Source organism: Nocardia sp. NPDC055002, assembly GCF_053608825.1.
The window spans coordinates 362,421-388,649 of the sequence record NZ_JBSGWE010000007.1 but is presented as its reverse complement, the minus strand read 5'-3'; the positions used below and the strand labels follow the sequence as shown (position 1 = coordinate 388,649).

The following is a 26,229-nucleotide window of genomic DNA, read 5'->3' as shown; positions in this document are numbered from 1 at the left end:
GGCGACCCGGCCGCGGACCGGCCACTTCGTGGCCGCCGCTCCCTAGGGGTCGCGGGTGGGGGTTGGGAGTGCGGTCATGGCGGTCTCGGGGTTGTCCGTGTGGCGGGGTTGTGAGGGGGTCGCGTGTCGCGCGGGGTTGGGCCGCCATACTGGGCGCATGAGTATTCGGCCGTTGGACGGTGTTCGCGTCCTGGAACTCGGTAACTATGTTGCCGCTCCTACTGCCGGACGTATTCTGGGCGATTTCGGCGCCGAGGTGATCAAGGTGGAACGCCCCGGCACGGGCGACGAATTGCGCAACTGGCGGTTGTACGGTGGCGATACCTCGATGCTGTATCGCACCGTCAACCGCAACAAGAAGTCGATCGTGCTGGATCTGCGGACCGAGGCGGGGCGCGCGATCGTGCTCGATCTGGTGAAGCAGTGCGATGTGCTGCTGGAGAACTTCCGGCCCGGAATGCTCGAGAAGTGGGGCCTGGGGCCCGAGGCGCTCGAGGAGGCGAACCCGAAGCTGGTGATCACGCGGATCTCGGCCTACGGCCAGACCGGGCCGATGGCCGCGCGGCCGGGCTTCGCCGCGGTCGCGGAGGCGGTCGGTGGGCTGCGTGAGCTGGTGGGGGATCCCGATCGGCCGCCGGTGCGCACCGGGGTGTCGATCGGTGATTCGATCGCGGGCATCTACGCGGCGTTCGGGACCGTGATGGCACTGTTCCAGCGCGAACGGGTCACGGGTCCGGTGCCGCAGGTGGAGCGGATCATCGATGTCGCGCTCAACGAGTCGATCCTGTCGGTGATGGAATCGTTGATCCCCGACCATCTCGCCTACGGCATCAACCGGGAGCGGGTCGGCGGCCGGATGGAAGGCATCGCGCCGTCGAACGCCTATCCGACCAGCGATGGTTACTCCATCATCATCGGTGGCAACGGCGACGCCATCTTCCAGCGGTACATGCAGGTCATCGGGCGCCCCGACCTCGCCGTCGATCCGGAACTCGCCGACAACAACGGCCGCTGGCGCAACCGCGAACGCCTCGACGCCTCGATCGCGGAATGGTCGAGCAAACACACGCGCGCGGAGGCGCTGAAACTGCTCGATGACGCGGCCATCCCGTGCGGCCCCATCTACACCGCCGCCGACATCGTGGCCGACGAGCAGTACCGCGCACGCAATATGATCCAGATGTTCCCCGTCGACGTGGGCGAGGCCGAACCCAAGCAGGTGGGTTTCGGTGGCATCGTCCCGGTGATCGGGGACGCATCGCTGCCGATCCGCAATGTCGGCCCCGATCTCGGCGAGCACACCAGAGAGGTGCTCGGCGGGCTGCTCGGGATGAGTGAAGATCAGATCGACGCGCTGGAGGCACTGTGACGAGGCGAGTACACGGCAGGCGCCGCCCGCCGGTGCGCAACAAGTGGGAGCCGCGAGGCCCGGGTCATGTGCGTCCGACGGTCCACCCCACCCCGGCCAGCGTGGGCGACAAACCGTGCGGTGGTGTGATGTGTGTGCCCGCGCGGGAACCGGAGCAGCGACGGTGACCGCACCGCTGTTGCGTGATGTGACGCTGCGCGACGGTTTGCAGCTCACCGGCAAGGTGCTGCCGGTCGAGCAGAAGATCGACGTGGTGCGCAGACTGCTCGCGGCGGGAGTGCCCGCGCTGGAGATCGGTTCGATGGCGCGGCCGGATCTGGTCGCGCCGATGGCCAACTCGCTCGAGTTGATCGCGGCGCTCACCCCGGACGAACTGGCGAAATGCTGGGTGTGGGTGGCCACCCCGCGCCATGTCGAGAAGGCCGCCGCGGCGGGCGCTCGCAATTTTCAGTACTGCTTCTCGGTGTCCGACGCGCACAACAGGGCCAATATCGGCCGCGATACCGAGACCTCGGTGGCGGCGATGCCCGCGGCGATCCGCCTCGCCCACGAGGCGGGCGGCGAGATCCAGCTGTGCCTGGCCACCACGTTCACCTGCCCGTTCGACGGTCCCGTCGATCCCGGCCGGGTGCTCGCCATCGCGAACGATCCGCGCACCGACGGTGCCGCCGACATCGTCCTCGCCGACACCCTCGGCCAGGCCCACCCGGGTCAGGTGAGCGCCTTGGTCACCGCCGTCCGCGACACCACCCCGCCGCGCCGCATCGTCTTCCACGGTCACGACACCTGGGGCATGGGCGTGGCCAACACGCTCGCGGCCGTCGCCGCGGGCGCGACCATGGTCGACGGCGCGCTGGGCGGTCTCGGCGGCTGCCCCTTCGCTCCCGGTGCCAGTGGCAACACCGCGTCCGAGGACATCCTCTTCGCGACCAGGCCGGACTGGTTCACCCCGGCCTCGCTGGCCGACCTCGTCGGGCTCACCGAAGAACTCCTCGCCGAGCTCGGCGAGCCCAACCGTTCCCGCGCCCTGGAAGGCGCGCGTTCAGAGGCCGACGCCTTCGAGTGGGTCGTTCGCTGAGAGGTCGGTAAGACCTGCGGTATCGGGGGGATCCCGGATGGCGCGGTTCACGGTGGGCAGCCAGACTGGACAGCATGACTTCGCACGCCTTGGGCACCGAGGCCGCCGATGCGGCGGCCGCTACCGATATCGCGGCCGCCGCGCTCGACCTGGTCAAGCTGTACGGATCGGGAGATACACAGGTCAAGGCCCTGGACGGGGTGTCGGCTGACTTCGCGAAGGGCGAATTCACCGCGATCATGGGCCCATCGGGTTCGGGCAAGTCGACGTTGATGCACTGCTTGGCCGGGCTCGACAGCGCCAGCACAGGTCAGGTCCGCATCGGCGACACCGCGCTCACCGGCCTGTCCGACAAACAGATGACGGCGCTGCGGCGCGACCGGATCGGCTTCGTCTTCCAGGCGTTCAACCTGGTCCCGACGCTCACCGCGCTGGAGAACATCACCCTCCCGCTCGATATCGCGGGTCGCAAGGCCGACCAGGAATGGCTCGACACCGTGGTCAAGCGCCTCGGTCTCGGCGACCGCCTCGAGCACCGGCCGTCCGAGCTGTCCGGCGGTCAGCAGCAGCGGGTGGCGTGTGCGCGTGCGCTGGTGGGCAAGCCGGAGATCATCTTCGGTGACGAGCCGACCGGCAACCTGGACTCACATTCCTCGGGTGAGGTGCTCTCGATCCTGCGCGCCTCGGTCGACGAGTTCGGCCAGACCGTGGTGATCGTCACCCACGACCCGCGCGCGGCCGCCTACGCCGACCGCGTCGTGTTCCTCGCCGACGGTCGCATCGTCGACGAGCTGCGTGACCCGACCCAGGATTCGATCCTCGACCGGATGAAGGCGCTGGAAACCCGATGAGCAATCCCATGCGCAAGGTCGCCTTGCGTAACCTCGCCGCGCACAAGGTGCGTTTGGCATTGACTCTGCTGTCGGTGGTGCTCGGTACCGCCTTCATCTCCGGATCGTTCGTCTTCACCGACACCCTGCAGCGCACCTTCGACGGGATTTTCGAAGGCCAGGCCCAGGGCGTCGACGTGCGCGTGGGCCCCGCGGACCGCCAATCACTCGGCGTACCGACGAACATCGTCGACGCGCTGGCCAAGACCCCCGGCGTAGCCAGGGTCGCGCCCGCGGTGAACGGCCCGGTCGTGCTGCTCGAGCCCGACGGCAAGAAGGCCGTGCAGACCGGTGGCGCACCGAGTTTCGGTCTGTCCTACCTGCCGCCCGACAAGTCCGTCGAGGAGCCGGAAAAGTTCCTGTCGGGCGCCGCGCCCACCCAGCCGAACGAGATCGCGCTCAACGCCGGTGGCGCCGAGAAGGCCGGGCTGAAGGTCGGCGACAAGACCAAGGTGCTGATTCCGTCCAAGGGTGACCCGTTCGAGGTGACGCTGTCGGGTATCTACGAGATGCCGGGCGCCGAGGGCGGCGGTGTGGTAGCGGTGATGTTCACCGAGCCGCAGGGCCGCAAGCTGTTCACCGACGGGTCGCACGTGGCTTACGCCGATATCGCAGCGGCGCCCGGTGTTTCGGCCGATGACCTGCGCGATCAGCTCGCCGCCGGCCTGCCCAACTACAAGGTGCAGAACTCCGACGAGGTCCGCGAGGACATGAAGAAGGAGATCTCCGAGGCGCTCACCTTCATCAACTACTTCCTGCTCGCCTTCGGCGCGATCGCGCTGATCGTCGGCACGTTCATCATCTACAACACCTTCTCGATGATCGTGGCCCAGCGTCTGCGCGAACTCGCGCTGCTGCGCGCGATCGGAGCGAGTCGTCAGCAGGTCGGGCGGTCGGTCGTCTCCGAGGCGATCGTGATCGGGCTGATCGGTAGCGCGCTCGGGCTGGCAGCGGGGATCGGGCTGGCGTACGGGTTGTCGGCGTTGCTCAACGCGTTCGATCTCGGACTGCCGACGGGGTCGTTGACCGTGTTGCCGCGTACCGCGATCGTCGCGCTGCTCGTCGGCCTGATCGTCACCGTGGCCAGCGCCTATGCTCCCGCTCGGCGGGCCGCGAAGGTGCCACCGGTGGAGGCGATGCGGTCCGAATTCGCCAGCGCGGGTGATTCTTTGCGGCTGCGCACGATCATCGGCGCGGTGATGGCCGTCGCCGGTGGCGTGCTCGTGTACGTGGGTGCGCAGGGCACCGGCAAGGGCTCGGCGGTGACCGTCGGTGTCGGCGCGCTCGGGCTGATTCTGGCGGTGCTGCTGGCGGCGCCCGCGTTGTCGCGGCCGATGGTGCTCGTGCTCGGGGTGCTCACCAGGCCGTTCGGTGCGATCGGGCAGATGGCGCGCAACAACGCCACGCGTAACCCGCGGCGTACCGCCGCCACCGCGTTCGCGCTCACGCTCGGCCTGATGCTGGTCTCGGCGATCGGCATTCTCGGTGCTTCGGCGAAGACGAGTGTCGGTGTGCTCATCGACAAGGGTGTGAAGGCCGAGTACGTGCTCGCCGGTCCGCAGATGATCGGCGCGCCGATCGGTGCGGTCGACGCGGTGCGCACCGAGGTTCCCGGCGTCAGCGATGTCACCGGGATCCGGGTCGTCGCGTTCAAGGTCGGCGACGAGCAGATCGGCGCCACCTCACCGGACGGTCCGATCGACCCGGTGATGGACATCGACGTGATCAGCGGCACCACCACGATCCCGGCCGGTGGCGCGCTCATCGACGAGACCGAGGCGACCGAGCGTGGGTGGAAGCTCGGCGACAAGGTCACCATCACCAGTCTCGACAAGAAGCAGATCGAGCTCACGATCGGCGGCATCTACGCCGACTCGCCGCTGCTCGGGCCCATGGTGGTCGATCCCGGCATCTACGAGCAGCTGATGCCACAGAGTCTGCGCACCAATGTCTTCGTGCTGGTCAAGGCCGCGCCGGGGGCCGATCTCACCGCGATGCGGACGAATCTGGAGAAGGCCACCGAACCGTTCGTGGTGGTGCAGGTCCAGGACCACGAACAGTTCAAGGGCGCGCAGGGTCAGCAGATCAATACCTTGCTCGCCATCCTCTACGGGCTGCTCGCCCTGGCGGTGGTGATCGCGGTGCTCGGCATCATCAACACCCTGGCACTGTCGGTGGTGGAGCGCAGGCGCGAGATCGGCATGCTGCGCGCGGTCGGCACCCAGCGTGCGCAGGTGCGTCGCACGATCTACCTGGAGTCCATGCTGATCGCCATCTTCGGCGCGATCGTCGGTCTGGTGCTCGGCATCGCGCTCGGGGTCGGATTCCTGCGCACCCTGCGCGATATGGGCATCGACCAGATCACCATTCCGTGGTCGCAGCTGGTGATCGTGCTGATCGCGTCCGGCGTGGTGGGTGTGCTGGCCGCGGTGTGGCCGGGTGTGCGGGCCGCGCGGACACCGCCGTTGGCGGCTATCGCCGATCTGTAGGCGGAACCGGCACGTCGGCCCCCGGTGGACTTCTACGCCGGGGGCCGGCCTGTGTCGGGGGGACGGCGATCACGCGGGGTAGCGGTTGTACCAGTCCTCGGTCGGTCGGCCGGAGTTGCCGACCGGCGGGGTGAGGCCGAATTCGGTGGCGTAGTCGGCGGCGAGACGTTCGAGGACGTGGCGCGCGTCGACTGTCTCGAACCAGCTTCAGAGAAATAGACAGCGTCGCTGATGAATTCACGGACGGGTAGCCTCCCGCTGGTCTACTTGGAGGTCTCGAGTTTGATGACCCGGTGCAAATCCAACAGGTAATTGGTCTGAGTTTCGTTCAGCCCAAACGCCATTGAGAGCTTCACTATGCTCGTCATGTCTGGAGTTCGCTCGCCGTGCATCCATTTGTCCACAGAAGACTGACTGGTACCGGACTCCCGTGCGATTACGGCCATCGACTTGCCCGATGCCAGGGACAGCCGAACAAGCTCATTGGCAAGTGCTGCCCGTGCGGGAGTGTGTGCCCCACGCACTTTCGGGCTAATTCTGCGCCCCGACCTACGTTCTTTTGTTGGAACATCGGCGGTGTGCGTACGGTCCGAGTCAGGTTCGACCGTCGGGACATCCGGGATAGTCTGCGTGGTCAGGTTTGTATTGGAGTTGCCGAATTCGGGGGTTCTCGGCCTTTGGGCGGGCATTGCCCGATCGGTGACGTGCTCAGTTTGAGCGTCAGCGACCGGACTGTATGAACCTCGACTATCTGCGAGGGCTGCGAATTGGAGTCTCCTGAACCGGTGCATGAGGCCGTCGGGCTCTTCCATGGATGCGCCGGCGAGAGCGCCTACCAGTCGTTCAACGAGGTCTCTGCTCGGCAGAGCCGGGCCAATAAGTGCTCGGTGCACAACTTGACGTGATCTGCCGACCATTTCGGCAATGGTGCCGACCGAGGGGTCGCCAGCCCTCATCACGAGACCCTGTAATGCAAGGAAGAAGTCGCGTTGCGGCCCCGCGGGTGCGCGAGGTGCTGCGAGAGGTTTCTTGGCCACGGTCGCAGTGTACGAGCTACGTCAACTCTATGTCACCTATTTGTATGGGTTGATCCCACACACGTGACTTTGGACAATGGTTGCTGGTGTCAGTCTTATGTCACCCCAATGTCACCTTCACTCAAAACTTGGGTGACATCGGGTTGACGCTTGCATCCAACTGTACGAACTGTACGAAATATAGAAACTGTCAAAGGTTTTCGATCGTCCTGCTACGTGAGTGCAAGACGTCGAGTCGGGGATTGATGTCACCTAACAGGTGTGGTTATATATCCGGGGCTCACTGACCTAGGAGCCCTTGGTCAGAATTAGCGATGGATTTGAGAAATGGAAAGTTGGCCCGCTGTGAAGGTGCTCGTGACGCTGATCGTTGTGCTAATCGCCGTGGTGGGCGCTCTGGTCGCCGGGGTGATTTCGCGAATCTCCGGCGCGACATGGGGCGTAGCGATTTTTGGTGGGTTCGCGAGTTTTGGTGCGACGTACTGGATCGCTGCAGATATTTCGGACCGGTTGGTGCCTGTGTAGTGGTGCACCGTTCGAACCATTCGCTCGGATGACAGTTCGAGCGTGCCGGCGCTGCGATCCCGATTTCTGGTGCGTGCCGGCGGCATTTATGCCGGGTAGCGGTTGTACCAGTCGCCGGTCGGCTGACCGTGGTTGTCGGTCGGCGGGGTGAGGCCGAATTCGGTGGCGTAGTCGGCGGCGAGACGTTCGAGGACGTGGCGCGCGTCGACTGTCTCGAACCAGCGGCGGGGTAGTGCGTTGAAGCCGTAGCGGGCGCCGAGGAGACTGCCCGCGATCGAGCCGGTGGCATCGCTGTCGCCGGAGTGGTTGACCGACAGCAGCAGTCCGGTGCGAACGATGTCGTGGGGTGCGCCGCCGAGCCCTTCTGCCGCGAGGGTGGCGAAGACGGCGATCGACAGCGCTTCGGGACCGATCCAGCCCTGGCCGAGGGTCTCGACGTCTTCCGGTGTGGGATAGCGCCGTTCGCGTTCGATCCGGGCGGCCAGCCGGTGGGCGGCATTGAGGGCGGCCGAGGTCTCCTCGTGTTCGGGGTAGCTCGCCAGCTCGACCCGCGCGTGGGACAGCGCGGTGGCGAGGTCGGCGCCGCGCGCGAGCTGATAGATCAGCGCCGACAGCGTGCCCGCGGGGAGCCAGCCGCTGGGGTGGCCGTGGGTGAGTGCGGCGGCGTCACAACCCAATTCGAAGATGGCATCGGTCGCGTCGCCGGAACGATCTGCGGCGTAACCGAATCCGCACGGGGCCGCGCGCATCACGGCTCCACTGCCCTTGGAGTGGTTGATGGGCTGGTCGCGGGTACCGAGCGGGTCGGTCGGCGCGCGCCGCGCCGCCACCTGGCGTAGCGCGGTGTAGACCGAATTGGCCACGCCGCGTTGCTCGATGAGCTCGGGGTAGCCGGTGAGTGAGCTGTGCAGCGCGAACGGTTGGTCGGGTATCTCCGCGATCTGTCCGCGCAACCACACGAGCAAGCCCTGCTGGAGCAGGCCCATCGTCGCCCCGCCGATGCCCTTGGCCCTGGCCCGCACCGAGCCTCTGATCAGCGCTTCGACCGTGAACGCGGTCAGCTGGGTTTCCTCGGAGATGCGCAGCGGGTCGATGTCGGTGACCCCGGCCGAGCCGTATTCGGCTCGGATCTGTTGCAGTGAACGCGTTTCCACCGGAGCGCCGAGCGCATCGCCGATCGCGCCGCCGAGCAGGCAACCGTGCACACGCTGCGCCCACATCGCCGCACCCACTGCTTTACGCGCGGCATTCCCCGGCTCCCCGTTGCGAACCGCCGAACGCCACTGGTCCCGCGAGACGGTGCCCGTCCGGGCGGGCGCCGCTGGGTCACCCGGCGCACCGGGCGACCGGGTTTCCGGCTCGGCTGCGGTGTGGCGAACAGCTGTCGGGTCGTGGCGCCGGGCAGCGCTGCGCCGACTCGACCCGTCGTGGGGCGCGGCCTCGGCGACGGAGTTCGGTGGGAACGCGGGCGATGACGTCGCGGTCGGGCGCGACTCGGCCGCCGATACGGTGCCCGCGGGGTAGACGGAGGCGCGCGGGGGGCTCTCGATGCGGATCGGGGCGTGGGTGGCGGCGGATCGGGCGGGGTGGCGCAATGCCTCGGTGAGCGCGGTGGCGAACGCGGTGCAGGTGGGGAATCGGTGGGTGGGGTCTTTGGCCATGGCCTTCGACAGGACGGTGTCGACCGCGGTGGGGAGGGTGGCGCGGCGGGTGCTGGCCGCGGGAGGTGGGGCGTTGAGGTGGCCGAGCATGACGGTGGCCGGGTTGGGGGCGTCGAAGGGCCCGGTGCCGGTGAGAAGCCGGAAAACCGTGCAGGCCAGGGAGTATTGATCACCACGGCCGTCGAGGGGAGCGCTGCTGAGTTGTTCGGGCGAGGCGTAGGCGATGGTGGCGGTGAACTGGCCGGTGCGGGTGAGGCCGCCGGTGTCGTCGAGGAGTTTCGCGATGCCGAAGTCGGTCAACACGACTCGTTCGTCGAAGCCGGCGCCGACACCCGCGGTATGCGACAACAGGATGTTGGCGGGCTTCACGTCGCGGTGCAGAACGCCCTGGCGGTGGGCGTAGTCGAGCGCACTCGCGGTCTGGGTGACGATCTGGGCGATCCGCTCGCTCCCGAACTGCTGCACCGGCACCGCCGAGGCGTCGACACCGTCCACGAACTGCATGGCTATCCAGAGACGTTCCTCGTCGACGCCGCGGTCGTAGACGGTGATGATGTTCGGGTGGTCGAGCTGGGCCACCAGGTCGGCTTCGCGTTCGAATCTGGCGCGGATCTCGAAGTCGGCGAACAGGTCACGGTGCATCAACTTCAACGCGGTCAGCCGCGGCAGCCTGCGGTCTCTGGCCGCGTACACCGCGCCCATCCCGCCACGTCCCAGCTCGCGCTCGATGACGAAACCGGCGAACACCGCCCCGCGCCGCAACATCGCCTCACCCCGTCCAACGAACCCGATCGTTCGCAGCCTAGTTGGCGCTGGCTCGCAACGCTGCCGAGTCCCGCCACGTTCCCCGGGGCGCGATCACACCGCCGGGGCGTTGGTGTCGGCCCAGCGCGTGATGTCGCCGCGGTCCAGCGCGATGGCGAGCAGGTCCGGGAACTTGTCGGGGGTGCAGGCGAAGGCGGGAATGCCGAGCGCTGCCAGTGCCGCGGCGTTGTCGTGGTCGTAGGCGGGCGCGCCCTCGTCGGAGAGCGCGAGCAGCACCACCACCTGGACGCCCGTCTCTTTCATCGCATGGCAGCGCCGCAACATCTCGTCGCGGACGCCGCCTTCGTAGAGGTCGGAGATGAGCACGAAGAGGCTGTCGGTGGGCCGGGTGATCAGCGTCTGCGAGTAGGCGATGGCGCGATTGATGTCGGTGCCACCGCCGAGCTGGGTGCCGAACAGGACGTCGACCGGGTCGCTGAGCTGGTCGGTGAGGTCGACGATCTCGGTGTCGAACACGACCAGTGAGGTCTTCAGCGACCGCATGGACGCGAGGACGGCGCCGAACACCGAGGCGTAGACGACGCTGGCCGCCATCGAGCCGGATTGGTCGATGGCCAGCACCACATCGCGCTGGATCGACTGCGAGTTGCGGCCGTAGCCGACGAGCCGCTCGGGCACGATGGTGCGGTGTTCGGGCAGGTAGTTGGCGAGATTCTTGCGGATGGTCCGGTTGAAATCGATATCGCGCAGTTTCGGGCGATGGGTGCGGGCGGCACGGTTGATGGCGCCCGAGACCGCGGCCACGGTCTTGGCGGCGATACGCTGCTCGATCTCGCGCACCACCTTCTCGACCACCATGCGCGCGGTGGCCTTGGTGGTTTCGGGCATCACCCGGTTGAGACCGAGCAGTGTGCCGACCAGGTGCACATCGGGCTCGACCGATTCCAGCAGCTCGGGCTCCAGCAGCAGCTGAGTGAGGTTGAGCCGGTCCACGGCGTCGCGCTGCATCACCTCGACCACGGTGGCGGGAAAGTAGGTGCGGATATCGCCGAGCCAGCGCGCGACTCGGGGCGCTGAACCGCCCAGCCCACCGGACCTTTTCGTCGACCCGGCGGCTTCACCGGTGTTGTAGAGGGCCGACAGTGCCTGGTCCATCGCCTGATCGGCACCTGAGCTCAACCCGCCGAGTTGTTCTTCGGCGGCACCACCGAGTACGAGACGCCAACGGCGCGCATGGGTTTCGTCGGGTTCGGTCATCGGTGCTCCTGGTGGTCGAGCGGGAGAGCGGGACGCGGTGTCGCGTGGGTGTCGGGCGAGGCCACCGTGACGATCGCGCCGCACGCGATTCGCGGTGCGCGATCCTCGCGCGGCGACCGGTGGATCCGATGTCGGGCCCGGCCCGGCCGCTGCTTCGGCGTCAGACGTCTGCGGAGGTGGGTCACCCAGCGGCCCCCAGGATCGCGGTCGCTGCGCGCAGCGCCAGCTGCCCGCGGATCGGATCGACCGCGGTGCGGCCGTCGGAGGTGGTCGGTGCCGATCCGGTGTCTCGCAGGGCCTGGCTGATGGCTCGGCGTTCGCCGGATTCGAAGGACCCGAAGGTGCGGCGCAGCGGGGGAAGGGTGGCGACGAACTGGTCTTCGTTGAGGTCGCGGAGCCATTCGTCGATGCGGCGCAACAGCTCTCGGTCGTGGACCAGGAGCAGTCCGCGGCCGCCGAGGAAGCCGTCGATCCAGGCGGCCTTGGCGGCGGGGGTGTTGCCGACGGACAGGGCGGCGGCCAGTCGGCGGGCGGAGTCGGCGTCGTCGATGCGTTCGGCGTCGCACAGCAGGCGCACCGCGCGGCCGCCGATCGCGCCGTGCACGTCGTCGCGGTCGGCGATGCGTTGCAGGGTGGTCAGCCATTCGGTGGTGGCGTGCTCGTCGTCGCGGGTGCTGATGGCGGTGTGCGCGGCGTCGATCTGGGCGCGCAGGGCCTGGGCGGCATCGGTGTCGAGGCCGGTGACGGCACCGGGCAGGCCCGCGCAGATCCGCACCAGCAGCCCGTCGGCGACGTGGGCCAGGGCCTTGGTGTCGGTGCCTCGGACATCGCCGTAGCGCAGGGTGCGGGTCAGGCCGGGGAGGGCGCCGAGCAGGTGGGTGACATCGTGGTCGAGGGCGGCGGCGGCTTCGAGCCTGGTGATCAACCCTTCGGTGGCGCCGCCGAGGTCGGCGAGCAGGGCCATTTCCAGTGCGTCGGCGAGGGCGGTGACGGTGACGTCGTCGCGGCTCGCGGTGTCGAGGATCTTCGTCTCGGCGGCGGTGCGCAGGGTTGTTCCCCATACCGCCGCTTCGACGATGCGGACTTCGAATTCCGGTTCCCAGCGCAGCGTCCACGTCTCACGGAAGGTGCCGGTGCTGCGGACTTCGCCGGTGGTCGGGGTGCCCCAGCCGATCCCGAGCAGGCGCAGGCGGTGCAGCAGGTGTGAACGCTCGACGTCGCGTTCCTTGCGCAGGTCGAGGTCGACATTTCGGGCGAGCGCTTCCTGCTTGAGCCGCAGGGTTTTACAGCGCGCCCGCAGATCGGCGGCCAAGGGAACCGTCGGAGTGTCCTCCGGGACACCGCCGAGCGTCTCGCCGACGACGAGTTCGTCGACCACCAGTCGCAGCATGGTCTCGTCGCCACCGCACATCACCGACCGCACAGCCTCGGTGACCTCGGACAATCCCGGCAGCGGCCTGCCGCGCAACGCGGCGAGGGTGTCCGCCAGCCGCACCGCCTCGATGATGTGCGCACTCGACACCGGCAGATCGTGCGAGCGCAACACCCCGGCGACCTTGGTCAGCCAGCGCGCCACCGGCCGCTCGGTCTCGGTGAACAGGTGGTGATACCAGCCGGGCGAGGTGACGCCTGCCCCGTAGCCGGACCCGGCCGCCAACCGCGAATGCGTCCACGGCACCCAGGTCAACGCGGCCTTCGTCTTCGGCAACCCCTTGAGCAGTCGTATATCCGGTGCGGCGGGACCGAGCGGTTCGACCAACGCGGGCGCGTGCCAGGCACCACACACCACCGCCAACCGCTTCGCACCGCCCTTGAGGACCTGCCGCATCACCTGCCGCATATGCGCCTCGCGGACCAGAGTGTGCTGGTCGACGATCAGTGGCGCCGTCGCGGGGTCATGTCGATCCGCGGCTGCCGGGGACTCGAATCCGTTCGCTGCCGAAGGCTTCTCCAGCAGCTCAGGAGCGTCGAGTGGTGAAGTTGTCACCGGGTCGGGGACTTCGGTGTCGGTCGGCGCCGACGCGCTGAGCGGTGGTGCAGCATCCGCAGTGGGTGGCGTGATCCCAGTCGCGGCGCGCAGGGCATCCTCGCGCAGGGCGGTCATCGCCTCGGTGATGGCGTCGAAAGCCGCACTGTCGGGAACGGATTCGACGACCGCGTCCCACCAGCGTTCGGCGTCGTCGTAGCCCGCGGCCGAGGCCAGGGCGGCCAGCGGGTCGGAGCCGCCGCCACGGGCGTCGTCGTCGGCGGCGAGGACGTTGGTGGCGGGGAGGTCGCAGAAGCGGACCGGGACGGCGTGCTCGACGCCGTAGCGCATGGCCTGCCACTCAGGAGAGAACACGGCGAACGGCCAGAATGCCGCGTGAGCAGGCGAATCCGGGACGTAGGCGAGCAACGCGACCGGTGGGGTCATCGTGTCGGCGGCGACGAACCCGACCAGCGGATCCGCGTCGGCGGGGCCTTCGATGAGAATGGCGTCGGGCCGGAACTCCTCGAGGGCGTGGCGCAGCGAGCGCGCCGATCCGGGTCCGTGGTGACGGATGCCGAACACCCGCGTCACCGCCGCCGCGTCGACCAGCGGATCGCTCGCCGGATCGCCCGGTGTGGCGTCACCGGTGGCCGGGTGGGTCGCCTTGTTGCGTTGACTCATCGAAAACCCCATGTGTGGTGTGTGTTCCGTCCTCCCCTTCGGGCGGTTCTCAGCCGGCGATCTCGCGGCAGGCCCGGTAGAAGTCGGCCCAATCCGGGCGTTCCCGGACCACAGCCTCGAGGTATTCGGTCCAGATCACGGTGTCGGCCACCGGGTCCTTGATCACCGAGCCGAGAACGGCGCCCGCGATGTCGGAGGCGCGCAGCACGCCGTCGCCGAAATGGGCGGACAGCGCGAGGCCGTTGGTGATCACCGAGATCGCCTCGGCGGTGGACAGGGTGCCCGAGGGGGATTTGAGCTTGGTGCGGCCGTCGGCGGTGATGCCGGAGCGCAGTTCGCGGAAGACCCGTACGACGCGGCGGACTTCCTCGGCGGCGGCGGGAACGGTGGGCAATTCCAGTGCGGCGCCGAGCTGTTCGACGCGACGGCTCACGATGGCGACCTCGGAATCCTCGTCGGCGGGCAGCGGCAGCACCACGGTGTTGAAGCGGCGCCGCAGGGCAGAGGAGAGATCGTTGACGCCGCGGTCGCGATCGTTGGCGGTGGCGATGACGTTGAAACCCTTGGCCGCCTGTACTTCCCCGCCGAGTTCGGGCACCGGCAGGGTCTTCTCGGACAGGATGGTGATCAGCGCGTCCTGCACATCGGAGGGGATGCGGGTGAGCTCCTCGATGCGTGCGATGGCGCCGGTGCGCATGGCGGTCATCACCGGTGACGCGACCAGAGCGGCGTCGCTGGGCCCCTCGGCGAGCAGCCGGGCGTAGTTCCAGCCGTAGCGGATCGCTTCCTCGGCGGTGCCGGAGGTGCCCTGCACGAGCAGGGTCGACTCGCCGCTGATGGCGGCCGAAAGATGTTCGGAAACCCACGTTTTCGCGGTGCCGGGCACGCCGAGGAGCAGCAGGGCGCGGTCGGTGGCGAGGGTGGCGACCGCGACCTCCATCAGCCGGCGCGGGCCGACATATTTGGGCGTGATCACGGTGCCGTCGTCGAGGGTGCCGCCGAGAATGTAAGTGACCACGGCCCACGGCGACAGTTTCCAGGACGGCGGGCGCACGCGATCGTCGACGCGGTCCAGGGCGGCCAGCTCGTCGGCGAAGGCCTGTTCGGCGTGGGGACGCAGCAGGGTGGTGGAGGGTTCGATGGTGGTCAACGCAGCTCCTCGAGCATGGTGGCACGATCGGTGAGATCGTGGGCGAGTCGGTGGAATGCCTGTTGCCAGGCGGGATCGTCGGTGGTGTCGGCGAGCGCGCTGACGCGCGTCGCGAGTTCGGCAGGCAGGTGCACGCTCGCGGCCGTGAGCAGCGCCCGGTCGGTGTACACGCCCGCACTGGCGTGCGGCTGCCGTGCGGTGGTGCGGGCGCGCTCGCCGAGCAGACGCAGCACGTGGTCGGCGACGGGTTCCGGCCACGGGTGATCGAGGCCGGGCAGGATCGCGTGTAGTTCGTTGAGCTGGTGGGCGTCGAGGTCGAGCACGTGCTCGACCCGGTCGGCGGCATCGAGCAGCGTGAACAGTTCCCGACGCCGCAGCACGGCCTGCTCGGTCGGGGTCGCGTGGGCGAACAGCGCCCGGGCCCACGCGGTGTCGTGCTGGGCGAGCGTGGCGTCGACCCAGCCGTCCACGATCGCCTTGGCGTAGCGAGGTGGCAGCGACAGGGTCAGCGCGGTGGTGGGAGTGTGCTCGCCGGTGGCCCGCACGATCGACGACCATGCGGTGAGCGGAGTCGCGGCGATCGCCTGGTGCAGCGTCGTGATCGTCGAATCAGGGGTGTCCCAGCGCAATTTCGCTTGATCGGTCGCATCGGTGATGCCGTCGCGCCTGGCCTGCGCGTCGAGCTCCGCGGGTACTCGTACGTCTACCGTCCCGTCTTCCTCGACCCGGATCCACGACGCCACGAGCGCTGCCATCCGCCGCCCGAAAGCGGCATCCGGAAGCTTGTTCAGCAGCGTCGTGGCGGTGCGCCGGACATCACCGCGCCGGTCGTCGAGGGCCCGCTCGAGCAGGGCTTCGTCGGCCGAACTCAGCCCGTCGGCGAGCAGTCCCAGCAGCTCCGCCTTCACCGGCCCCGACTCCTTCGGCCACGCAGCGGTCAACACGCCCAGTGCCGCGGCGGGATCGGCCCGGCGAGTACGCGCGAACCAGTCCTTTCGCTCGCCGGAGGTGCCGAACAACCAGACATCGTGCGCTGCGTGCGCTCCCGGCTCCGTACCGGAGCCCGAGCCGGCAGTCGTGCCCGAATCGGCATCGGCCGCCTCGTCCGCCGACGATGTGGCAGCGTCGGCAGGGAACTCGTCGACCAGTTTCGCCCAGGCCGGGTTGCGGGCGGCGAGCCAGCGTCCGCGGCGGCCGGCCAGTCGGAGCAGCGGCGCACGCAGGGTGGTGTCGGAGGCAGCCGAGAGCGCCTGGACACACAGCACATCGGGCAGGCGGAAATCGAATGGTGTTGCCGCAGTGAACCATTCGGTCAGGAACGGGGATTTGTCCGCGAGGAGGCGGCTGAGGCGGTCGGCGGCGGGGCGCGGGAGAAGCGGGCGCGGATCATCGACGGCGGGTTCGGGTTTCGCCGCGGTACGGGGGAGTTGCCCGCCGCGCAGGTACAGGTCCTGCAGCGCGGCGGTGTGGAGCAGCCGGGTGGCCGGTTCGCCCGCGTGCTGTGGGACGGCGGCGGCGACCGCGGACTCGAGGTGCACACCGTCGGCGCTGCGCCGGGCGGTGCCGAGCAGCGCCACCGAGACGAGCTCGGCCAGCGCGGGGGTCGGGGTGGTTTCGGTGGGGAACTCGGTCTCCAGGTCGCTCACCTCGCCGGCGCACAACACCGAGATCGGGTCGAAGCCGTCGGCTCGCCACTCGCCGCACACCGTCACCGGATGACCACCCGCGACCGCGATCAGCCGCCACGGGCGCACGCCCGCGGGCAGCGGTAGCGCGGTGCCGTCGGATGCGACGAGTTGCCAGCCGTTCTCGTCGAGCACCGGGACGACATCGGTGAGCAGCGCGGGCCAGGAACGCAGCCACGGATCCGCACTCAACGCGCCCGCGTAGGCGTCGAGCGCGTCGTCGATCGTGGTGCCGCCGACAGCGGGGACGGTGGTGAAGGGTTCGGGTGTGCCGTGGCGGGTGCCCCACTGCGCGCGCAGGGACGCCGCGCCGGGGTAATAGTGCAGTTCGGCGTCCACTTCGTTGCCGGGCGCGGGCACCTCGCCGGTGAAATTCGGGGTGGCGAAGGAATGTTCGATGAGCAGGGCCCACCGTCCGCTACCGCGACCGCGCAGCCAGGTGCGGCGCGTGTGCAGCCGCTCCTCCTCGCTCGTCCGCATGCCGAGCACCAGCCAGCGATCCCGCACTGCGGGCTCGTTCAGCACCGACTCGGCCGACGTCGGGTAGCCGACATGGGTGCGGATCCCCGCCCGCAGCGGCTCGGGGAGCGCGTCGAGTCTGCGATGGGCCAGCACCAGCAGGTGCAGGCGGGCGTACTCGCGCAACAGCAGTTCGGGCCAGTGTTCGGTGGTGACGACCGCGGTGGGCAGCCTGCGCAGGGCCTCGGCGATGCGGGGCGCCTGGGCATCGACCATCCGTGCCGCGATCGCCTCGTAGGCAGCGTACGAACGGTCGGTCTGGGCGAGCCCGGTCCGGATCTGGTCGGTGAGCCAGACCTCCAGTTCGGTGAGCCCGGCGGATACCCGCGCCCGCCGCTGCTCGACGGTGGCCTGCGACGGCGTACTCGCGGCCTTGGTCTTCGGCGGCGCGGCGGCTTTCGCGGCCCGCCCGGCCAGCCACTCGGCCGCGAAGTCGGCGGGCTCCTCCCGGACGGGAGTCCGGCCACCCGACCACGTGAGCAACAGCGACAGCGTGTGCTTACACGGGAACTTGCGGCTGGGGCACGAGCACTTGTACGCGGGCCCGTCCAGGTCGACGATCGCCTGGTACGGCTTGGCGCCACTGCCCTGACACAGCCCCCACACCGCATTGCCCGCGGTGCCGGTCTCGCGCCAGCGACCGGCCAGCTTGCGTGCGGCAGCCAGTGAGCTCGCATCGGGCGCGAGCGCGCGGACCTGGTCCTCGGTCCACGGCGTGCGTTGCTCGGTCATCGGTTCCCCCGTTCTCGTGTTCGCCGAATATCTACCGCAACCCACCGACAACTGGCGGGCCCGGCGGCATAGCGCTCGGAAAACACTGGTGCCGCGGCAAATTCGTGCTCCACCTCTTGCCGTGGGTCGCGATCTCTGGCATTCTGACCTGTTCGGCACCGCCCGGACCGCCCGCGCTGCTCGACGCAGCGTAACGCGGGTGTGAACACCTCATCGAGCTGCCCGCCGGGGTGGGCGAGGGGTGGACATCGAGGGCCCGCCGTGGCGCCGCGATGGCCATTCCACTCCCGCGGGCAGATTCGCTGAGGGCCCTGCGCATCCCCTGGGCGAACATCCGGCGATCGGGTAGCGTTTCAACCAGGATCGCCGCGTTGCGCGCCGACGCGAAGGGGGATGTCGCAAGTGTGCTCGGATCGGATCGCCGAGGTGGTCGCGCGCGAGCTCGCCGCCGACCCGGCAGTGGAGGAACGGGTCGCCGATTGCGTGCTCGCCGCGCTCACAGCTGTCGACGGTGACTCGGCCGCAACGGATTCCGGCGATACCGGGGTCTTTCTGCGGTCGATCACCGTGCAGGGTTTCCGGGGAATCGGGCCCGCGGCGACGCTGCGGTTGAATCCGGGGCCTGGCCTGACGCTGGTGGTCGGTCGCAACGGCAGCGGGAAATCGAGTTTCGCCGAGGCCGCGGAATTCGCCCTGACCGGCGGGAATCGACGCTGGGACGGCCGCTCGACCGCCTGGCGCGAGGGGTGGCGCAACCTGCACGAACCCGAGACCGCCCGGATCGACGTCGAGCTGCTCACGGCGGGCGATGACCCCGCGCTCTCGGTCGCGACCAGCTGGGACCCGAGTGCGGACCTGGCCGACGCGCGGTGGACCGAGCGGCGTGGATCCGAACCGGCGGCCTCGGTCGACCCGCACGGACGGCGCCGGCGGCTCGATCTGTACCGGCCGTTCCTGTCCTACAGCGAGCTCGGCGCGCTCGTCGACGGGAAGCCGAGCGACCTGTTCGACGCGCTGCATCGCCTGCTCGGCCTGGACGAGCTGGCCGCCGCGGCCGAGCAGATCCGGTTGCGCAAGCTGGAACTCGAACGCGCGGTGAAGGATTCGCGCCAGTCCCGCGCCGACCTGCTGGTCGAGCTGGCCGAGGCCGATGACGAACGTGCCCGTGCCGTGGCCGACCTGCTGCGCACGCCGGACCCCGATCTCGACGCGGTAGCGGGCGCGGTGGCCGGTTCGGTCCTCGGCATCGACGGGCCGGAGGGTTTGCGCGCGATCCTGCGCCTGTCGTTGCCCGATGTCGCGCGGGTTGCCGCCACCACCGATCGACTCGCCGAAGCGGCCCGGAATGTGGCGCGCCACGAGACGGTCGATACCGAAGCCGATCTGCGGGTGCTCGAATTGCTCACGCGGGCGCGCGAACACGTCTCGACGGCGGGTTCGTGCCCCTGTCCGGTCTGTGGACGCGACGAACTCGACGCCGACTGGCTCGCCGCCGCCGATGCCGAAATCGCCCACCGCACTGCGGAACTCGCGGCCCTTCAGGCGGCCACGGCGGAATTCGACACGGCTCTGACAGCGGCCCGCAACCTTCCCGCAGACCTGCCGATCGAGTTCGGTTCGGCGATCGCAGCCGGTACCCGCGCAGTGGGTCTCACGGTATCGACGTCCGATCCGGCGGGGCGTCGGGCGGATGCGCCCGCGCCGTACGGCACGTCGGACTCGTTGCGGAAACAGCGCGACATCGTCGGACAGCTGTGGTCGGAGTGGGCCGCGCTCGCGACAGCCGACTACGAAGACCAGCTCCCGGATCGACTGCGCACGATGCACGCCGACCTCACCGCGGAACTCGCCGCACTGCAACGGGATACGCGCACCGAACTGGACCGTCTGGATGCGGTGTGGTCGCCGTTGGTCCCGCGCGTTCTCGCGTGGCTCGACCCCGCCCGCGCCGTCGCCGACCACGCGAGCGAGCTGCGGGTGGTGAAGAAGGCAGCCGACTGGCTCAAGGCGGCGACGGCGACGATCCGTGGGGAGCGGATGCGGCCGCTGGAGACCACGGCACGCTGGGTGTGGAGCACCCTGCGCCAGCAGAGCAATGTCGAGCTCGGGGCGATTCGTTTGCAGGGCAGTGCGGGCACGGCGCGGCGGGTGCTGCTCGATGTGACCGTCGACGAGGTGGACGGCGCGGCGCTCGGCGTCATGAGCCAGGGGGAGCTGCACGCGCTCGGACTGTCGCTGTTCCTGCCGCGAGCCACGGTGGCGCACAGCCCTTTCCGGTTCGTCATGATCGACGACCCGGTGCAGGCGATGGATCCCGCGAAGGTGGACGGGCTGGCCAGGGTGCTCGCCGAGGTGGCGGCGTCGCGGCAGGTGGTGGTGTTCACCCATGACGAGCGCCTCGCCGAGGCGGTCCGCCGCATGCAGCTCGACGCGACGGTGCTCGAGGTACAGCGTCGCGAGCGTTCGATCGTCGAGGTGCGGGTGACGGGCGACCCGGTTCGCCGCTATCTCGACGACGCCCGATCCCTGCTCCGCACACCGCAACTGCCCGCCGCCATCGCCGATGAACTCGTCGCGACCTGCTGCCGTTCGGCGATCGAGGCGGCGGGCCTGGCGAAGGCCCGTCAGGAACTGCTGGCGACCGGTCTGGCGCACGGGGAAGTGGAGCGGCGCGTGCGCAACGCCCACACCACCCGCGCCATGATCACCCTCGCCATCATGGGTGTCGGCGCCCGCGTGGACGACCTGAACAAGCATCTCAGCGCGGTCGGCGGACGCTGGCTCGTCGGCGTCCTGCGCGATGCCACCGCGGGGGCGCACGTGCCGATCGATCGTCCGATGCGTGAATTGATCAGTGACACCGAACGATTCATCACGTGGCTGCGCGCCCACGAGCCGAACGCGGTGCGAACATGAGCGGCGCGGCCGCACCGCCGCGTGGCCTCGCCGGTGCGGTGAGGTCGACGTGAATCGCCGTGGCAGGCCCGCGCGCGCGAAGTTCAGCCCGAGGCCGTCGGTGGCGCAGCGGCTGGAAGCGGCCGAGAATTTGCTGGACGGATCGGTGTCGGATGCCGGTGGGGTGTGGTCGCGGGCGGTGGCGTGGATCCTGCGGTTGGCGCTCGAGCAGGCGGTGGACCAGCTGTGGGCGCAGGTGGCGCCGGAGCTGATGCGGTGTCCGATGCGGGCGCAGCTGCTCGCGTTGCGGGTGTACGCGGGGCCGGAGACGGCTGGTCAGGTCGGTGCGTTGTGGGCGGCGCTGTCACGGGCGGCGCATCATCTCGACTACGAGATGGCGCCGAGTGTCACCGATCTGCGGCGTTGGCGGGATCAGACCGCTGAGCTGGCGCGAGCGCTGGAGCTCGCGCCCCTTGCCCACCAGCCGTTCGGGTGATCGGCGAAGGGTGGCCATGGTGGACCTGGGGTGCGCGGTGTGACCGCGAGGTCCGGCAGGATGTGCGGCATGGGTGAAGTGAAACCGTGTCCGTGCCGCCGTGGCGAGCCGTTCGATGCCTGCTGTGGACCGATCCTGGCCGGGGACAAGCCCGCGCCGACCGCGGAAACGCTGATGCGCTCGCGCTACACCGCCTACGTAGTAGGTGACGTGGACTATCTGCTGCGCTCCTGGCATCCCAGCACCCGCCCCGCCGACCTCGAACTCGACGCGGACCAGCGCTGGCTGTTCCTGGAGATCGTCGGCACCCAGCGCGGCGGCCCGTTCGACGACAACGGCACCGTCGAATTCATCGCCCACTACAAGCTCGACGGCACGCGCGACGCGATGCACGAGCTGAGCACCTTCGTCCGGGTCGACGGCGCGTGGGTCTATCTCGACGGTACCTTCCAGGCGTGAACCAGGGATACTGCTGAGGTGCCACGCATCGCGATCGAGTACTGCACCCAATGTCGCTGGCTGCTCCGCGCGAGCTGGATGGCGCAGGAATTGCTCACCACGTTCGCCACCGAGCTCGGCGAGGTGGCGCTGGTGCCCGGCCAGGGGGGCATCTTCCGCATCACCCTGGACGGCGAACAGCTCTGGGAACGCAAGGCCGACGGCGGCTTTCCCGACATCGCCGTCCTCAAGCAGCGGGTCCGCGACCGGATCGCCCCCGAGCGCGACCTCGGCCACTCGGACCGCCGCGACTGACGTCGCAGCGGCGGCCGCGCACTCCGATCGACGGAATCAGCAGCAGCCGCCACCACCGCAGCAACCGCCACCCGCCGGACGTGGCGCGGGTGCGGGGGCGGGCGCCGAGCCCCGTCCCACCGCCGCGAAGGTGGTGAGCAGTTTGACGGTGTCGTCGTGGCCGGCCGGGCACGTGGCCGGATCCGAGGACTGCGCCATCGGCCGGTTGACGTCGAACGTGTCGCCACAGGAGCGACACCGGAAGCTGTAGTTCGGCATCGGCCCAGTGTAAGGCCGATGCTTGCGATCACGCTGCGCCGAACGCTTCGTCGTGGCCGCTGCGCTCCGTACCGTGAGCGAACAGCGGTGATGGCGAGGTGGCGCATGGCGAACAGTAGCGCGGGGGCGGTATTGCGGGCGGTGCTCGACCTCGGGTCGGCACCGCGCAGCGTGGTGGCCAGACACGCCGGGGTTTCCCCGGCCACGGTCACCTGGCAGAGCCGGGCGCTGGTCGAGGCGGGACTGCTCGTCGAACTGCCGGAGTCACCAGGGCCGGGTGGCGTGGGCAGGCCACACAGCCCGATCGCGCTGGACGCGGTCGGCAATGTGGTGATCGCGGTGCATATCGCGGCGGTGCAGATCACCGTCGCGGTGGTCGACATCGCCGGTGCGGTGCTGCGCAGCGAGCAGGTGCCCCACCGCACCCATGCTCCGTACGACATCCTCGACGCCGTATTGGAGCGAGTGCGCGCGGTCGGGGCCGACCTCGCCGACCAGGTGCGGATCCGCGGGCTCGGGGTGGCGATCGGCGGCCGTGTCGACACCGCCACCGGTTCGGTCGTCGAACACTCCTACCTGCGCTGGCGTGATGTGCCGGTGCGCGAATATCTGAGTGCCCGAACAGGTTTACCGGTCAGTGTGGACAGCCACACCCGCGCGACGGTGTACGCCGAACAGCTCTACGGCCGGTTGCGCGGCTCGGCGAGCTCGATCGTGCTGTTCGTCGGCAATGTCATCGACGCCGCCATCGCCGTGCACGGCCGCGTCCACTGCGGGCCGCATTTCGGGGCGGGCTCGATCGCCCGATTGCTCGGCACGACCGACAGATTCGCCCTCGAGGCCCTCGGTGACCACGCGTTGCTGGCGCGTGCCGAAGCGATCGGCCGGTTCGACGGCTTCCCCGAGTTGGTGGCGGCGGCCGCGGCGGGTGGCCCGGAACGCGAGTACTTCATCGAGCGTGCCACGGCGATGGGCGAGGTCGCCGCGGCACTGATCGATCTGATCGACCCGGAAGCGCTGGTACTGATCGACCGCGGCTTGTTCGCGGTTCCCGGCGTTCGCGAAGCCTACGACGACGCGGTGCGCGCCCACTCGACCATCGGCGCCGACCCGTCCGAGGTGATCTTCGCGTCGACGTTCCCCGGGCAGGTGCTGGTGATGGCGGCGGCCGGGGTGGTGTTGCAGGAGTTGTTCAGTGATCCACTGAGCACGGTTGTCGCGCAGGCAGTTTGATTCGTGGTTATTTTAAGACAGTCGAATATTGACCGAAAGCGGCGTCACCCGCGACAGTTGACACTATGAACAAAATGCAGTCCGGCGTCGCCCGGGTCACGTCGGATGTGCTGTGTTGTCGCGGTTCGAATTCCGTCGCCGACAATTCTTCCATCAAATCCGGGAAATCACCTTGCGTAAAAATATTCGACGAATAGCACTTCTCGCCGCAGCGGCTTCGCTGCTCGCGGTCTCCTGCGCCACCGGCGACGAGGGCGGCACCGCGCTGACGAATCCGCTGCCCACCGAAGTCCCCGCCGGGGTCTCGCTCGCGGTCGCGGCCAATACCGCCAAAGTGGCACTGACCGCGTCGGGAGAACTGAACAAGCTCGGGTTCACGGTGTCGTCGTGGCCCGCCGTGCAGGCCGGTCCCGATGTCATCCAGGCCTTCCGTGGCGGGTCGGTGGACCTGGCCACCAACGCGGGCATTCCGCCGATCCACGCGCACGCCAGCGGTCTCGACGCGAAGATCGTCGGTGTCAAGGTGCGGACGACCCCGCTGTACAAGCTGGCCACCGCCCCCGGATCGAGCATTACCGGCCTCGATGGGCTGCGCGGGAAGAAGATCGGTTTCTCGCCGGGCCAGGCGCAGGGGCTGGTGGTGTTGCGCACGCTGAAGGCGGCGGGCATCCGCACCGACGAGGTGCAGCTCGTGGAGCTGCCGAGCACGAAGTTCCTCACTGCCCTGCAGGCCAAGGAAATCGACGTCGCCCCGTTCGGCGAACCGACCCTGACCAAGTATCTCGACAAGTATCGCGTCGACGGCGCCACCGCGATCGACACTCCCGCCGTCGACGCGCTGACCGTGCTGTGGGCGCCGACCTCGGTATTGCGTGACGACAGCAAAGCCGCTGCCGTCGCCCAATTCGTGAAATTCTGGGCGCGCGGGGAAGTCTGGGCCTGGGAGCATCCCACGGAATGGATCGACGCCTACTACGTCAAGGATCAGACGGTCTCGGCCGAGGACGGCAAACGCATTGTCGCCACGACGGAAAAGCCGTATTTCCCGGAGAATTGGAACGAGGCGATCGCCTGGGAACAGGAGACGATCGATCTGGTGACCAAAGCCGGCTTCTTCGGTAATTCCTTCCCCGCCGGCGAACTGTTCGACCGCCGATTCGAGAAGATCGCGTTCGACGCGGTGGCGGCGCCGTATCGCACCAAGGGGCAGCAATGACCATCGCCCTGTCTCGTACCGCGATTCCGGTTTCCGCACCGTCCGGTGACGGATTCGTCGAGCGGCGCACGCTACGCCGGCTCGGACTGCGCAAGGCCTTCCCCGCCGCCCGCCTGCTCGGCGTGGTCCTGGTGGTCGGAGCGTGGGCGGCGGGCTCACTGCTCGAACTGATCGACCCGCGCAAACTGTCAGCGCCGTGGACTGTCCTGGCGACCGGCTGGGAGTTGCTGGTCGACGGGCCACTGCTGGCCAACCTGGGGGTGTCGCTGCAACGGGTGCTGATCGGCATGGTCCTCGGTGTGCTCATCGGCACCACGCTCGCCGTGATCGCGGGACTTTCCCGGTGGGGTGAATCGCTCATCGACGGCCCGGTCCAGATCAAGCGGGCCATTCCCACCCTCGGCCTGATTCCGCTGATGATCCTGTGGCTCGGTATCGGCGAGGAATTCAAGCTCGTGCTCATCACCCTGGGTGTGGTCGTGCACATGTACATCCAGACCCACGCCTCGCTCACCACTATCGACCAGAAGCTCGTGGAACTCTCCGAGGTCCAGGGTGTTTCACGCGCGGAGTTCATTCGCAGCGTGGTGCTGCCCGGATCGCTGCCCGGCTTCTTCCTCGGTCTGCGGATGTCGGTCACCAGCGCCTGGCTGGTACTGATCGTGGTCGAGACGGTCAACGCCATCGACGGTCTCGGCAAGATGATGTCGAACGCGCAGAACTACGGGCAGGCCGATGTGATCCTGGTCGGCTTGGTCGTCTACGCCATCTTCGGCCTGGCCTCGGATTCGGCGATCCGGCTGGTGGAACGGAGGGTGCTGTCATGGCGACGCACTATCGCGGGGTGAGCGAGCCGAAGGTCGCGGGTGTCGAAGTCCGCTCGCTGACGCGAAGATTCGGCGATCGCACGGTGCTCGACTCGATCGACCTGACCATCGCACCCGGCCAGTTCGTCGCCTTGCTCGGACGCAGCGGCTCCGGCAAGAGCACGTTGCTGCGGGCGCTCGCCGGGCTGGACTACGACGTCGACGGCGGTGGCACACTGCGCATCCCGGCGAAAACCTCGGTGGTGTTCCAGGATTCACGGCTGTTGCCCTGGCAGCGGGTGCTGCCGAACGTGCTCTACGGGCAGCCGCGCACGCGCCGCGCCGCCGGCGAGCAGGTCCTGGCCGAGGTCGGCCTGGCCGGTCGGGAACGCGCCTGGCCAAGAGAGCTCTCCGGTGGTGAGCAGCAACGAGTTTCGCTGGCCCGTTCCTTGGTCGGCGAACCGGATCTGCTGCTGGCCGACGAACCCTTCGGCGCGCTCGACGCGCTCACCCGGATCAAGATGCACGCTCTGCTGCGCGACCTGATCAGCCGGCATCGTCCGACCGTGCTGCTGGTCACCCACGATGTCGACGAGGCTGTCGCACTGGCCGACCGGGTGATCGTGCTCGACGACGGAAAGCTCGCGGTGGACATTCCGGTCGACCTGTCCGGCGAGCGTGATCCGAGCCGGCCCGCGTTCCAGCGCATCCGCCGCACTCTGCTCACCGCACTCGGTCTTGCCGAGACTGCGGCCTGAAAGGCAC

20 protein-coding genes are annotated in these 26,229 nt (G+C 68.8%); 13 read left to right on the top strand and 7 right to left on the bottom strand.

The genetic code is table 11. The annotated features are described in order from the left end of the window. The first annotated feature begins 157 nt into the window (after window positions 1–157). The 4 genes from ACWF99_RS27555 (at window position 158) to ACWF99_RS27540 (ending at window position 5,826) form a co-directional block, all read left to right on the top strand. Complete coding sequence (locus tag ACWF99_RS27555; protein WP_378632480.1) at window positions 158–1,369, top strand: CaiB/BaiF CoA transferase family protein; 1,212 nt, start codon at window positions 158–160, stop codon at window positions 1,367–1,369. A 163-nt stretch (window positions 1,370–1,532) separates the two neighbouring features. Further along, entirely contained in the window at window positions 1,533–2,447 is a 915-nt protein-coding gene (locus ACWF99_RS27550; RefSeq protein ID WP_378632482.1) for a beta/alpha barrel domain-containing protein, read from the top strand. 74 nt (window positions 2,448–2,521) lie between these two features. Next, window positions 2,522–3,298 carry an ABC transporter ATP-binding protein gene (locus ACWF99_RS27545; RefSeq protein ID WP_378632484.1) on the top strand — a complete coding sequence of 259 codons (777 nt, stop codon included), beginning with the start codon at window positions 2,522–2,524 and terminating at the stop codon, window positions 3,296–3,298. Next, complete coding sequence (locus ACWF99_RS27540) at window positions 3,295–5,826, top strand: ABC transporter permease (protein WP_378632485.1); 2,532 nt, start codon at window positions 3,295–3,297, stop codon at window positions 5,824–5,826. The genes ACWF99_RS27545 and ACWF99_RS27540 overlap by 4 nt, the downstream gene beginning before the upstream one ends. A gap of 263 nt (window positions 5,827–6,089) precedes the next feature. Here ACWF99_RS27540 and ACWF99_RS27535 read toward each other — a convergent pair whose 3' ends face one another. Beyond that, complete coding sequence (locus ACWF99_RS27535; RefSeq protein ID WP_452537752.1) at window positions 6,090–6,863, bottom strand: helix-turn-helix domain-containing protein; 774 nt, start codon at window positions 6,861–6,863, stop codon at window positions 6,090–6,092. A 345-nt stretch (window positions 6,864–7,208) separates the two neighbouring features. On the opposite strand from ACWF99_RS27535, the gene ACWF99_RS27530 reads away from it, so the two are divergent. Further along, a complete protein-coding gene (locus tag ACWF99_RS27530) occupies window positions 7,209–7,388 on the top strand; it encodes a hypothetical protein (protein ID WP_378632489.1) in 180 nt (59 codons plus the stop codon). An 86-nt stretch (window positions 7,389–7,474) separates the two neighbouring features. Here ACWF99_RS27530 and ACWF99_RS27525 read toward each other — a convergent pair whose 3' ends face one another. The 5 genes from ACWF99_RS27525 to ACWF99_RS27505 all read right to left on the bottom strand — a co-directional run bounded on the left by ACWF99_RS27525 (window position 7,475) and on the right by ACWF99_RS27505 (window position 17,807). After that, entirely contained in the window at window positions 7,475–9,814 is a 2,340-nt protein-coding gene (locus tag ACWF99_RS27525) for an ADP-ribosylglycohydrolase family protein (protein WP_452537751.1), read from the bottom strand. Between the two features lie 93 nt (window positions 9,815–9,907). After that, window positions 9,908–11,071 carry a VWA domain-containing protein gene (locus ACWF99_RS27520; RefSeq protein WP_452537750.1) on the bottom strand — a complete coding sequence of 388 codons (1,164 nt, stop codon included), beginning with the start codon at window positions 11,069–11,071 and terminating at the stop codon, window positions 9,908–9,910. 181 nt (window positions 11,072–11,252) lie between these two features. After that, window positions 11,253–13,721 carry a DUF5682 family protein gene (locus ACWF99_RS27515; RefSeq protein ID WP_452537749.1) on the bottom strand — a complete coding sequence of 823 codons (2,469 nt, stop codon included), beginning with the start codon at window positions 13,719–13,721 and terminating at the stop codon, window positions 11,253–11,255. A gap of 49 nt (window positions 13,722–13,770) precedes the next feature. Next, the gene (locus tag ACWF99_RS27510; protein WP_378632496.1) at window positions 13,771–14,871 is read right to left on the bottom strand and encodes an ATP-binding protein; all 1,101 of its coding nucleotides are present in this window, start codon (window positions 14,869–14,871) and stop codon (window positions 13,771–13,773) included. Beyond that, window positions 14,868–17,807, bottom strand: a complete 2,940-nt coding sequence (locus ACWF99_RS27505) for a DUF5691 domain-containing protein (RefSeq protein WP_452537748.1) — start codon at window positions 17,805–17,807, stop codon at window positions 14,868–14,870. Before ACWF99_RS27505 ends, ACWF99_RS27510 begins: the two co-directional genes overlap by 4 nt. A 402-nt stretch (window positions 17,808–18,209) precedes the next feature. Between ACWF99_RS27505 and ACWF99_RS27500 the strand changes: the two genes are divergently transcribed. The 4 genes from ACWF99_RS27500 to ACWF99_RS27485 are packed head-to-tail and all read left to right on the top strand — an operon-like array spanning window position 18,210 to window position 21,951. After that, window positions 18,210–20,723 carry an AAA family ATPase gene (locus tag ACWF99_RS27500; protein WP_452537747.1) on the top strand — a complete coding sequence of 838 codons (2,514 nt, stop codon included), beginning with the start codon at window positions 18,210–18,212 and terminating at the stop codon, window positions 20,721–20,723. Between the two features lie 49 nt (window positions 20,724–20,772). Next, entirely contained in the window at window positions 20,773–21,198 is a 426-nt protein-coding gene (locus ACWF99_RS27495; protein ID WP_170112314.1) for a hypothetical protein, read from the top strand. Between the two features lie 60 nt (window positions 21,199–21,258). Continuing rightward, complete coding sequence (locus tag ACWF99_RS27490; protein ID WP_378633422.1) at window positions 21,259–21,657, top strand: YchJ family protein; 399 nt, start codon at window positions 21,259–21,261, stop codon at window positions 21,655–21,657. Window positions 21,658–21,675: 18 nt separating this feature from the next. After that, complete coding sequence (locus tag ACWF99_RS27485) at window positions 21,676–21,951, top strand: SelT/SelW/SelH family protein (RefSeq protein ID WP_056813149.1); 276 nt, start codon at window positions 21,676–21,678, stop codon at window positions 21,949–21,951. A gap of 36 nt (window positions 21,952–21,987) precedes the next feature. Here the strand turns inward: ACWF99_RS27485 and ACWF99_RS27480 are convergent, their stop codons facing one another. Further along, entirely contained in the window at window positions 21,988–22,209 is a 222-nt protein-coding gene (locus ACWF99_RS27480; RefSeq protein WP_379223472.1) for an FmdB family zinc ribbon protein, read from the bottom strand. Window positions 22,210–22,314: 105 nt separating this feature from the next. On the opposite strand from ACWF99_RS27480, the gene ACWF99_RS27475 reads away from it, so the two are divergent. The 4 genes from ACWF99_RS27475 (at window position 22,315) to ACWF99_RS27460 (ending at window position 26,222) form a co-directional block, all read left to right on the top strand. Next, window positions 22,315–23,442, top strand: a complete 1,128-nt coding sequence (locus ACWF99_RS27475) for an ROK family protein (RefSeq protein ID WP_378632505.1) — start codon at window positions 22,315–22,317, stop codon at window positions 23,440–23,442. Between the two features lie 172 nt (window positions 23,443–23,614). After that, complete coding sequence (locus ACWF99_RS27470; protein ID WP_452537746.1) at window positions 23,615–24,658, top strand: ABC transporter substrate-binding protein; 1,044 nt, start codon at window positions 23,615–23,617, stop codon at window positions 24,656–24,658. After that, on the top strand, window positions 24,655–25,506 hold the full coding sequence (locus ACWF99_RS27465; protein ID WP_378632510.1) for an ABC transporter permease: 852 nt from the start codon (window positions 24,655–24,657) through the stop codon (window positions 25,504–25,506). The genes ACWF99_RS27470 and ACWF99_RS27465 overlap by 4 nt, the downstream gene beginning before the upstream one ends. Continuing rightward, window positions 25,482–26,222, top strand: coding sequence for an ABC transporter ATP-binding protein (locus tag ACWF99_RS27460; RefSeq protein ID WP_452537745.1), 741 nt, complete (start codon window positions 25,482–25,484; stop codon window positions 26,220–26,222). The genes ACWF99_RS27465 and ACWF99_RS27460 overlap by 25 nt, the downstream gene beginning before the upstream one ends. Window positions 26,223–26,229: the final 7 nt, after the last annotated feature.

Bases quoted from the DNA above. Each gene is read 5' to 3' on its own strand.
- ACWF99_RS27555 (WP_378632480.1), top strand. From the start codon at position 158: ATGAGTATTCGGCCGTTGGACGGTGTTCGCGTCCTGGAACTCGGTAAC.
- ACWF99_RS27545 (WP_378632484.1), top strand. From the start codon at position 2,522: ATGACTTCGCACGCCTTGGGCACCGAGGCCGCCGATGCGGCGGCCGCT.
- ACWF99_RS27540 (WP_378632485.1), top strand. From the start codon at position 3,295: ATGAGCAATCCCATGCGCAAGGTCGCCTTGCGTAACCTCGCCGCGCAC.
- ACWF99_RS27525 (WP_452537751.1), bottom strand. From the start codon at position 9,814: ATGTTGCGGCGCGGGGCGGTGTTCGCCGGTTTCGTCATCGAGCGCGAG.
- ACWF99_RS27520 (WP_452537750.1), bottom strand. From the start codon at position 11,071: ATGACCGAACCCGACGAAACCCATGCGCGCCGTTGGCGTCTCGTACTC.
- ACWF99_RS27515 (WP_452537749.1), bottom strand. From the start codon at position 13,721: ATGAGTCAACGCAACAAGGCGACCCACCCGGCCACCGGTGACGCCACA.
- ACWF99_RS27505 (WP_452537748.1), bottom strand. From the start codon at position 17,807: ATGACCGAGCAACGCACGCCGTGGACCGAGGACCAGGTCCGCGCGCTC.
- ACWF99_RS27490 (WP_378633422.1), top strand. From the start codon at position 21,259: ATGTGCGGCATGGGTGAAGTGAAACCGTGTCCGTGCCGCCGTGGCGAG.
- ACWF99_RS27480 (WP_379223472.1), bottom strand. From the start codon at position 22,209: ATGCCGAACTACAGCTTCCGGTGTCGCTCCTGTGGCGACACGTTCGAC.
- ACWF99_RS27475 (WP_378632505.1), top strand. From the start codon at position 22,315: ATGGCGAACAGTAGCGCGGGGGCGGTATTGCGGGCGGTGCTCGACCTC.
- ACWF99_RS27465 (WP_378632510.1), top strand. From the start codon at position 24,655: ATGACCATCGCCCTGTCTCGTACCGCGATTCCGGTTTCCGCACCGTCC.
- ACWF99_RS27460 (WP_452537745.1), top strand. From the start codon at position 25,482: ATGGCGACGCACTATCGCGGGGTGAGCGAGCCGAAGGTCGCGGGTGTC.